This is a genomic window from Microcystis sp. LE19-10.1B, from assembly GCF_027530565.1.
GTDB lineage: Bacteria > Cyanobacteriota > Cyanobacteriia > Cyanobacteriales > Microcystaceae > Microcystis > Microcystis aeruginosa.
Genome location: NZ_JAPZQM010000074.1, coordinates 1 through 8,805, shown reverse-complemented (window position 1 = coordinate 8,805; position 8,805 = coordinate 1). Strand labels below are relative to the sequence as shown.

Here is an 8,805-nt window from a genome sequence, read left to right as displayed (position 1 = left end):
AGCTCAGCATCCCTATAAAACTCAAATCTTGGACTTCCATTCCTGCAAAACCCAATGGGCAACTCGTTCACTCTATTTTGAGGGACAGAAGCGAAATCAATTCTGTATCCTACACTACCGTTTGAATTTGGAATTGCTGATTCTCTTGACGATTTGCCTCTTTCATCTATTTTTCTTTGGATAATCGCTACCAGACAAAGTGTTTTAAAACAAGTTAAATTTACAAAAATTTACAAAAATCTAGAACGAGAAACCCCGACGTAAACAAGGGCAAAAACTACTAGAGACGTTGCTGATAACGTCTCTAGATTATTTAGGGTTTGCTGAATAAATCTAAAAACCTTGTTGGATAAGGTTTTTAGACTTTTTTTCCCTCAAAAAGTGCCGACCATTGGAGTGATTGGGGGGAAAATTCCGGGACTTTTTCCCTGAAAATTAGGTAGTTGACCACCTGAAAATCGATAAAACCCCACACCCCACACCCCACACCCCACACCCTGCCCCCAGGAAAAACTTTTTCAGCAAGCCCTATTTATTGGGGATTTGGTCGGATTTAGCCAGCTGCGGGTACACGGCTGCCGCTAACTCCGGGTACAGGACCACGACGAATGTTGGTTTCCGTTTCGATGGGAACGAATTCAATATGATTAAGGAGGGTAGTAACGAAAGCAAAGAGTAAAAAAGGCAAAGAGAGGACGACGACTAACCCCACGGTAGCGAGGGCGAAAATTTGTCTAGTGCTACTCCAAAGAGCTAGAGTGGAAGCCAGAGTAAGAAAAATAACGATTAACCAGACGATTATTTGTCCGTAAATATCTCCGAAGGTGAGGGTGCAAACCATGCGATAGTTACGAAAATCCTTATCCATAACAGTAAACCCGTAGATAGTCAGTTATTGTTTTAGGGTAAGTCTAGAATCGTTAGCTTGGTCAATATTTAAAGGTTTTTATAAACACTTGTTGATAAATCTTTACAATTCCGCCCCGAGCGGGTAGCCAAATCTAGAGATAAGTAGGGAGGCACAATTATTTGTAGGATGGGTTAGCGGTAGCGTAACCCATCGGGGCGTTGGGTTTCATGCTTCAACCCAACCTACGTTCATCTTATATTTAATTCCACCCACCTACTTAAGAGCGGTATTGTTTGGTTGCTCTCCTCAGAATTGATAAGAATTGCTAAGAATTACCAAAAAACTGGCCATAATTTTGGCGAACGCTCTTTACAATTAAATTATAAAGGCAAGGAGGAGCAAGCCTAATGAAAACTTTTGTTGAGCGTTATTGGTCTTGGTTTAATTGGACAACCTTAGCGATGGTTGTTCTCGGTTTCTGGTTAAGTGCCAGTTTCGTCATCGATTTAATCATTCTCCCCAGCTTATCCGTAGCTGGCATGATGACACAAAATGGCTTTGCCAGTGCTGGTTACTTGCTATTTGGCATTTTTAACCATCTGGAATTAGTTTGTGCGGCGATTGTGCTGTGTAGCTTTGTTGTCTTCCACCGCTATCATACCTTAATCCATCTCCCCGAACATCGATCGCTTCTATTCGCTGGTGTTCTCTTAGTAATCACCCTAATTTACACCTATTTTCTCACTCCCAATCTGAGTGCTATGGGTTTACTGGCTCCCGTTGCCGCGTCGGGAATGTCGGGAGAAATGATGTCTTTGCAGATTGGTTACTGGTGTCTAGAAGTGGTTAAAGGTTTGATAGCTTTTACCCTGTTGCGCTGGTGTTGGCGAGATGCCTTTAAGTTGGCTTAGTTTTTGATTACAAGCGGGGTTCAACCCGCTTTTTTTAGTTCTAGCAATATAATCCGCCTATTTGATTCGTGAACAGAGACGCAGCACAACCATCGAAGCCAAGAATAGAGGTGGTAAATTTTTTACACTTCATTTAGGCGCACTAGGGGATTCCATGATTGATAACGAACAGGTTTAATAACTTGCTAAGTGGGTGGGTGGAATTAAATATAAGATGAACGTAGATTGGGCTTCGGCCGTGAGCTCAGCCGAACGGTGGAAGCATGAAACCCAACGCCCTATCATACAAAGTCGAGGAGAGCCGGGGGATTCCATGATTGATAAGTAGTCGTGCAAAATAAATTTCTTAGTGAAGAAAGGCAAGAGGCAAGAGGCAAAGGGGGGGTTAGATATGTGTAATTAATTTTGCCTAGGTACTTAACGGACAACTTTGATGACTTGCTATCTAAGCATAAATCAGTTACAATTTTTGCAAATTAACTTCGTCTGTGAGGAAAGCTGGAAGTGTTGTTAAAAAAAGCCAAAAGAAACAGCCAAATGAGACAGATATTTTCTGGGGGAATTTTCATTGCCTCCTGTTTGGGGACGGCCATACTTTGCGATGGGGTGAAGGCCCTTCCTTCCCCCTTAGACATTGACGCTGCTTCTATTCGGGTATCCCAGGAAAAAATTATCATTAATTCCCCCGTAGAATTAGAGAGGACAGAAAGAGTTCTGACAACCAATTCCTTCTCGACAACAGAGGGATTAGCCGATAGTAATCTGCCCTCATCCTTAGAAAATAAACTAGGGAAATCTTCCCTCGATACTTTAGCAACAGAAAAGACCAGGACAATTTCAACCCTAGAAGAATGGAAGGCGAATCTAGGGACAACGCAAGCGAGTCAGCTTTTACCAGTAGGAGTTAATAACTCGCCAGAAGTCGAAAAATGGCAAGCACAGGCATCTACCCCCGTTGATACCAATGTTTCTCCCGAATTGCAGCGTTTACGTCAAGAGTTTCTGATTGAGGAACCGCAAACCCTTTCTGCGAAACTGGCGGAAGTTGTGGTTGCCCCTGGTGCCAGTATCTCTACTCCCATCGGTTTTGGAGCAAGTCTTGGGCAGATTTTCGGTGGTTTCGCTTTCCAGTCGAGAACCCGTTTTACCAATCAAGCAGATGGTGGGTTAGCCCTAGGGGTCGGTTTAGGAGAACCCCAGAAAATTGTCGGTTTGGATGTAACTATGGCGATTTTGAGCCTTTTTGGTGATAACGCTGGACGGGGTAGTTTTAGCTTTAAAATTCACCGTTCTCTGCCAGAAGGTTTTGCTGTCGCCCTAGGATTTGAAAATGCTATTAACTGGGGTGGGACAGATGCCGGTAGCAGTATCTACGGGGTGGTGAGCAAATTTTTTCAGTTCACAGAAACAACGAAAGAACCCTTTAGTCAATTGACGCTCTCTTTGGGTGTTGGTGGTGGTCGTTTTCGCTCGGAAGGAGCCATCGAAGATGGGGTAAATTCCCTCGGTGTCTTTGCTAGTGCTGGTTTAAGAATTGTTGAACCGGTCTCGGCCATTGTCGAATGGTCGGGTCAAGATTTAAACGCAGGTATCTCCCTGATTCCTTTCCCGAAAGTCCCCTTGACGGTTAACCTTGCCGGTGCTGATTTAACGGGCAATGCTGGGGACGGCGCTCGCTTCGTCATGAGTATCGGCTACAATTACTTTTTCCCCCGTTAGTCGGTTTTTAGATTGTTAATTTAGCTTTTTGAATGAGGATAAAGACTATGTTGATGAAATGGTTGACTAATTGGCAAGTTTCCTTAGTGGCGGCGGTTTTGCTGACCAATGCCCTAGTCTCTCCCGTTATGGCGCAAACCGGCAACCAATCCGATGCCACTGGGGCAATTCTTTCCACCGGTGATTTTGCCGGTCAAACTTTCCCCGGCACCAGGACGGTAACGGGATTTCAGGGGGGAGAACCGGCTCAAATCGCTGTTAATCAGGCGGCTGCTTCTCTGAATACTCTGTTAGCTGATAATAATTTAACCTCCCCCACGGGTACCCCGATTCCCGCAGCCGTTCAGCAATCGCTACTGAGCATCTTAACAACGGATGCACAGGCGGGTAATAATATCAATGCTGTCACCGCCGCTCTTTACTCAGCCCCCGGCGCACCGCCATTAAATGTTATTCAAGACTTATTGGCCAGCTTAGAGAAACTGACCAGGGATGACAAGGTAGTGCCAGCTAAATTGCTGGCGGCGGTGCTGGCCTATAATGCGATGATTTTAGCCAGTAACGAAGAGTTTCTCCGCAATCCCCCCGCAGAACTACGAGCAATTCAAGCATCCTTAGCTAAATTGGTCCAACCGACTATTAGCTAACCCGCATTTTCCCTGCTCACTTCACCATAGTCTCCTTGGATTAGAGGGCTGTGGTGAAGGCTCCACGGTGGGCGAGGTGGTTGGCTGTGAGGGAGTTACAGGAGGTGTATTTCTTCCCCCTAAAGATTCTTGGAGCTTGTCGCGCAGTTTTTTGGCGGTATCGGAGTTAGGATTAATTTTGAGAGCTTGTTCGTAGGCGGCCAGCGCCTCTTGGGGGCGTTTCCAGTAGGTCAAGACCAGACCTTTCCCGTACCAAGCTTGATAGAGTTGAGCATCGAGTTGCAAGGCTTTTTCATAGGCGGCATAGGCGAGGGCTAATTGTCCTAACCGCCACATTTTATTGCCTTGATTAAGCCAGTTGAGGGGATTAGTATCGTTATTATTGGGAACTTCAAAAGCCTTGTATAATTCATCACCAATTTCTTGCAAAGATAAGGCATTGGGGGGCGAATTTTCGACATTTATCTGCCCTTGAATGCCAGACTGGGGTGCTAATTTCAAAAAAGTAGTGATGGGAATAGCGAGACTAAAGCCAATTGGCACGGGAACCTTTTCGATTTTTTCGGCTTCATTTTGTCCGTGAACCGCGATGACTCGTCCATTGAGATCCAACACTGGACCGCCACTCATGCCCCCATAAGTGACACTGGTATAAACTATCTCATACCCCAACTCTGGGGGAAATATTTTCAGCAAGGGTGTAATGTATTTGGGCAGCACTTTCCCCACATTGAACAATCGTTTCCGCTTGCCGATAAATTTCGGGTCGGGCCATCCAGAAGCAAAAATAAATTGTTCGTCAGCTACTTGATAGTTAGCCAAGGTCGCTAACTGATAATTTTGGTCGCTCTGAAACTGCACGAGGGCTAGATCTACTCCGGGTAATTTTTTGATGCTATTGTAATCGAGCGGATATTTCTTACCATCCCAGGTAATAATTTTTAGTTGATCGTAATAGAACTTGCAGGCATCTCTAGCATCTTTACAGATCACATGACTGGCAGTAAGAACAGTATAAACTCTTCCTTCTTTGGCAATAATTGATCCAGAGCCATTAGAAGTAATTTTCCCATTCGCCCCCTCTTCTTCTGAGGGGATTAAAACGGTAATCTTTTCAGCAATTTTTTCTATCTGCTCAGTTGTTGATGCCTTAGCAATCTGAGGAGAAACCACAAACACCGCTATACTAACTAGGGCGGCGGAAATTTTCAAGAAATTGTTGCTCATCTGGTTTAAAAATACAGTTGAGTGGAATTTACCAGAGTGGTGTGGGAGCGGGATTCTTTTCTCTTGGGGTTGACGAGGATGGAGAAGGAAAATCTTCCCAGAAAGTGGGTTCTTTATGGGTGGGAAGCGGTGGGGGTGAAACTGCGGGCCGTTGCCGACTGGAAGCAGATGGAGAAGATGACCCCGATTGTAAAAAAGTCCCAATAGGAATCGCCCAACTTAATCGACTCATTTGTTCCCACAGTGCCGGTGAAGTCACCGTTCCATCAGCAAAAACGTAGGATTTACCCCAGAGAGGATAAGCATGAATCCCGTTAATGCCAATAACTTTACCTTGCCGATTCAGCAGCGGTCCGCCACTCATGCCATTTTTAATCTTATTGGTGTAGCCGATTTGGTAGCCCCCCGAAAAGGATTTATCACTCAAAAGCGACACTTTACCAACGGTGAAGGTAAAATCAAAGGGATAGCCGGCGGCGAAAACTTCATCTCCGATAGTGAGATCATCGACATTAGCCAAATCAGCAATAGAATAAACTTGGCTACTGCGAAAAGAAACTAAGCCTAAATCATAATTATTCAAGCGAACTGTTCTGACCAACTCACCCCGATGTATCTTGCCGTCAGGGGTTTGTATTTGCCAAACCCGAGAGCGATACCGCCCTAAAACATGGTCATTCGTGAGGACTTTGTAGGAAGAACCCTGCTTTTCAACTAAAATGCCCGAACCCCAGCCTTGCTCTGATAACACTTTAACGGTAATTGCTCTGGCTAACTGACGCAGCTGTTGTTCCGAAAGTTGTTGAGAGCTATAGGCATTGGCCTGGTTAGGTTCCAGAGCAGGAGCATAGCTTTGGACAGCAAGCAAAGGTGTGGACAGTCCCAATAATAAACTGCCCGCACCAGCCAAAATTCTTTTTATAGGCCGACTCACTTGATTACTATGCTCCTTCTAAGAAACTAGAAAAGTTTACCAAACAGCGGGCGTTGGGTTTCCTTGCGTCAACCCAACCTACCTTATCTATAGAACTAGAAAAGTTTACCAAACAGAACCGCCTGATGGTTTTTGGGGGGGTTGTTCGGGAGAAGTCCCAGGCGCCGGAGAAGAGGACGAACCGGTGGCAGGATTTGTTTCCACGGGAACGCTTTCTAGGAATTTTTTGAAATAGACAGTGGCAGAATCCGATGAGCTTTCAAACAAAGGACTGCTGCTGGCTCCCGCCCGGATGTCAAATAGCTGTGCGATTTTCTGGGTTGCGTTTTCGCCTCTCTTGAGGGTGAATAATAGGTTACTGCTATTTGCCCGTTCTCGTCCATCACTAGGGGAATAGATAACCGGCAGACCATTGAGATAGCCAGTGGTAATAATATCAATTCCGCCTGGTCGAGTGGAAAGGGTATTGAATCTTCCGGTCACTTCTTGACAACGTTGCATGGGAGTATAACCGGCACCACTGAAATAACGAGAAAACCAATGAATCACGGGCTTATATTCATTAGGTCCGACTTGGGCAGCGGTTGTGGGAACTCCTACATAGGGGCCTGTCAGTGGTACAAGACACTCGAATCTGGTTTGAGCTTGGCTCGGTGATTGTAAGGTCAAGGCAGCTCCTACACCAATCAGAGCAATAGTCAGAGTTTTTGTCAAAGTTTGTAGTTTCATTGTTCTTATCCTAATCCTGTAAAGGGACTCCATTGTACACTTCAAAGGTAGCTTTTATTTTTCCGCAAAACAAACAAAAGCAAGGCCTTTGCAACAATTCTTATTTTTTGGGATTACCCTTTCTTCAAACTCCTTTAAGAGAGCAATCAGATGAGTTCGTTTACCCCAAGGCCGACCAAACTTCTAACTTACTGACCACGCGACGAATCACCTCATCGGTAAACTCACTCATGGTCATTTGGCCCCCTAAATCGGGGGTTTTTTTGCCCTCGTGAATAGTTTCAAAGACACTTTCATAAATTGCCCTGGAAGCTTTACGCGCTTCGTTAGTTTCGATATAACCTAACAAAGCTGCCGAGGCTAAAATCATCGCCATGGGATTAGCGATATTTTTGCCCTCTAAAGCGGGGGCCGTGCCGTGGGGAGCTTCTGCCATAATAGTTTTAACCGCTAAGGTCTCTTCATCAAATCCCAAAACTAAACTTTCGGCCCCGGCAATACTGCCATAGAGTTGCAAGACAAAATCGGATAATAAATCGCCATCGCGATTAAGTGCCGGAATCACCAAAGCTTCGCCGTCGGTTTGTAAAAGTAGGGCAAAAGTTGCGTCAATTAACAGGGGTTGATAACGCACTTCCGGATGTCTTCGGGCCGCCGCGTCTAATTCCTCTTTAAACATCCCTTCGTAGGTGGCACTAACGGTGAATTTTGGGCCGCCAAATACCCGCGCCCCGGTTTTTTTGGCGTGTTGAAAGGTAAACTCGGCCACAGCGCGACTGGTAGCCCTAGAAATGCGCGAGGTGCGATAGGCAATTTCATCGCCGGTGGCAGTGGTTTCTCGCCATTCTTTGGCCCCGTAGGCATCGTCAACGGCCATGCGGACAATGGCAATGGGAGAATAAACGCCCCCAATCGGACGAATACCGGGGATACGGCGACCGATGCGGAGAATTACCTGAGAATTCATTGCTTCTCTTAAAATAGCGTTAGGACTGCCCACATCTCCTTTAATTTCTGGGGTGATGGTGGCAGCTTTGAGAGCTAATCCGGTTTTGAGAGTCGCTTCGGCAGCCTCATGAACCACTTGATTGTTACTCTGGCGACGCTGGGCTAAACTAAGATCAAAATCGGCAAAGTTAAGCGGTTGACGAATTATCGAGGGTTGTAATACTCTCAGGGCTTCTAGTAATAGTTCTTCTCCAGTTTGGTCGCCGTGCATGACCACAATAGTGGGGATATTTTCAGTCATAATTTTTGAGTTTTAATAAAAATTTTCAAGTATATCTTAATGCTTAATTGACCGTTTAATCGGCTAAAAAAGATACTTTTTACCTTAATTAATTCTGTAATTTTATCAATCTTGCAGAAAAAGATATATAATACCAAATCTGGTTATTAAAAACCGATTATTTATTCTCCCTTTTGCCTTTTGCCCCCCTTGATAAGGGGGGTTCGATCCCCCCTGCCCCCCTTGATAAGGGGGGATCCCCCCTTAATCCCCCCTTTGATAAGGGGGGTGCCGATAGGCGGGGGGATCTACCCTTAATAAGGGGGGTATCTGAAAGTTTTTAACACCTACCTACTTAGAAGAAAATATATAAGGTTCTTCGTTACTTGGTATGGTTCGATAGGGGGGCATAAATCGACTAAATCCTTATCTGGTAAGAGACTTAATTGATTAGTTTGCTCTAGAGCAAAAACAATTGACAAAAATCGCTAAATGCCTTTCTATGTAAGGGTTCCATCCCTTATAACCCCCGTCCATTGCATAACACAAACCGAAGAGCC

General features: G+C 45.1%; 9 protein-coding genes and 1 pseudogene. 4 read left to right on the top strand and 6 right to left on the bottom strand.

Annotated features, from left to right (window positions below):
* A partial coding sequence (locus tag O9332_RS02715; protein WP_288023529.1) for a hypothetical protein occupies positions 1 to 184 on the top strand: 184 nt, incomplete at its 5' end.
* A gap of 369 nt (positions 185 to 553) precedes the next feature.
* Here the strand turns inward: O9332_RS02715 and O9332_RS02710 are convergent.
* A complete protein-coding gene (locus tag O9332_RS02710) occupies positions 554 to 868 on the bottom strand; it encodes a hypothetical protein (RefSeq protein ID WP_002758945.1) in 315 nt (104 codons plus the stop codon).
* Between the two features lie 389 nt (positions 869 to 1,257).
* On the opposite strand from O9332_RS02710, the gene O9332_RS02705 reads away from it, so the two are divergent.
* The 3 genes from O9332_RS02705 to O9332_RS02695 all read left to right on the top strand — a co-directional run bounded on the left by O9332_RS02705 (position 1,258) and on the right by O9332_RS02695 (position 4,127).
* On the top strand, positions 1,258 to 1,761 hold the full coding sequence (locus tag O9332_RS02705) for a hypothetical protein (RefSeq protein WP_002758944.1): 504 nt from the start codon (positions 1,258 to 1,260) through the stop codon (positions 1,759 to 1,761).
* A 504-nt stretch (positions 1,762 to 2,265) separates the two neighbouring features.
* Positions 2,266 to 3,480, top strand: a complete 1,215-nt coding sequence (locus O9332_RS02700) for a hypothetical protein (RefSeq protein WP_353853397.1) — start codon at positions 2,266 to 2,268, stop codon at positions 3,478 to 3,480.
* Positions 3,481 to 3,527: 47 nt separating this feature from the next.
* Positions 3,528 to 4,127, top strand: coding sequence for a hypothetical protein (locus O9332_RS02695; protein WP_288023526.1), 600 nt, complete (start codon positions 3,528 to 3,530; stop codon positions 4,125 to 4,127).
* Between the two features lie 21 nt (positions 4,128 to 4,148).
* Here O9332_RS02695 and O9332_RS02690 read toward each other — a convergent pair whose 3' ends face one another.
* From O9332_RS02690 to O9332_RS02670, 5 genes and pseudogenes are all read right to left on the bottom strand, one after another.
* Entirely contained in the window at positions 4,149 to 5,354 is a 1,206-nt protein-coding gene (locus tag O9332_RS02690; RefSeq protein ID WP_288023525.1) for a tetratricopeptide repeat-containing S1 family peptidase, read from the bottom strand.
* 28 nt (positions 5,355 to 5,382) lie between these two features.
* Positions 5,383 to 6,288, bottom strand: a complete 906-nt coding sequence (locus tag O9332_RS02685; RefSeq protein ID WP_288023523.1) for a S1 family peptidase — start codon at positions 6,286 to 6,288, stop codon at positions 5,383 to 5,385.
* A 105-nt stretch (positions 6,289 to 6,393) separates the two neighbouring features.
* Positions 6,394 to 7,017, bottom strand: a complete 624-nt coding sequence (locus O9332_RS02680; RefSeq protein ID WP_287767464.1) for a COP23 domain-containing protein — start codon at positions 7,015 to 7,017, stop codon at positions 6,394 to 6,396.
* Between the two features lie 160 nt (positions 7,018 to 7,177).
* Positions 7,178 to 8,266 (bottom strand): isocitrate/isopropylmalate family dehydrogenase, encoded by a 1,089-nt coding sequence (locus tag O9332_RS02675; RefSeq protein WP_045358359.1) that lies wholly within the window; start codon positions 8,264 to 8,266, stop codon positions 7,178 to 7,180.
* Between the two features lie 326 nt (positions 8,267 to 8,592).
* Positions 8,593 to 8,787, bottom strand: a pseudogene (locus tag O9332_RS02670) (hypothetical protein).
* Positions 8,788 to 8,805 lie beyond the last annotated feature (18 nt).